Below are 1,145 nucleotides of genomic sequence, written 5' to 3'. Positions count from 1 at the left end.
TTGACATCCTCCCCGCCATGAATGGCGAGGATTCCTACAGCGTTCAGACCGACGCCTGACTCACCTCAGTGGGTTCCTGCTTCAACGGACGGCCTAACTGCACCGTTCCTCCACAGGCCAGCACGGCGTGCCCCGCCGCTAAAATGTTACGAGCACCGTTTATATCTGCGTTCTCGGTGTATCCACATTTTTGACATTCAAACTGGCTTTGTGACAAGCGATTTTCTTTCGCTGTATGACCACAGCACGCGCATTTCTGGCTAGTATACACAGGCGGTACAGCGATCACCTGACCGCCACACCATGCCTGTTTGTATTTAAGCTGACGCCTAAGCTCATACCAACCCTGATCCAGTATCGAACGGTTTAATCCAGATTTAGCACGGACATTGCGTCCAGGCTGGCTAACCGTACCCACCGCTGATTTTGACATGTTGGCAACCTTCAAGTCTTCAATGACGATCATTGCGTGGTTTTTGCTGATTGTCATGCTAACCTTATGAATCGCGGCGGATATTACCGATGCGGGAATGCGGATTTTGGACTTTGCTTTTGACCTTTTTCCAGTTGTTGCTGAATTTCACCTTCTTACTCATTTTACGCTGGAGTTTGGCGAGCTTTTTCTGGTTCGATTTAAAGCTGTTTACAGGTTTAAAAATAGTGCCATCTGACAATGTCGCTAACTTTGCTATACCTGCATCCAGCCCAATCATCGACGTTGAGGGGTGAACCGGTTCGGAAACCTCATATTCGGTCTGAATACTGACGTACCATTTGCCGCATGACTGACTGACAGTCACGTTTTTAACCTCACCCATAACCTGGCAGCTGTTGCGATAGTTTATCCAGCCAAGTTTAGGCAAAGAGATACGGCTGTTTTCCTGATCAAGTTTCACACCTTGCGGGTAGCGGAATCTATCACTTTGACCCCGCTTTTTAAAGCGAGGAAATGAAGTCCTTTTATGGAAGAAATTTTTGTATGCTCGCTCCAGAGCTTTGAGTGATTGTTGCAAGGGTTGAGATGGTGTTGCTTTCAACCATCGCGTTTCAGGTGAATTTTTCCATTCAACCAGCCATGCGGTCATTTTGGCGTAAGGAACATATTTATTCCCCGTTTCATGGTTTTCGTTCTGCAAGGCCAATGA

The 1,145-nt window shown here is 47.2% G+C and carries 1 pseudogene; it reads right to left on the bottom strand.

Annotated elements, in window-relative coordinates:
* Positions 1-43: 43 nt before the first annotated feature.
* Positions 44-1,145, bottom strand: a pseudogene (locus REG_RS09900) (RNA-guided endonuclease InsQ/TnpB family protein); the annotation flags it as partial.

The organism is Candidatus Regiella insecticola LSR1 (assembly GCF_000143625.1).
GTDB classification, from domain to species: Bacteria; Pseudomonadota; Gammaproteobacteria; order Enterobacterales; family Enterobacteriaceae; genus Regiella; species Regiella insecticola.
The sequence above is the reverse complement of the archived record's forward strand: the minus strand, read 5'-3'. Positions and strand labels throughout refer to the sequence as shown.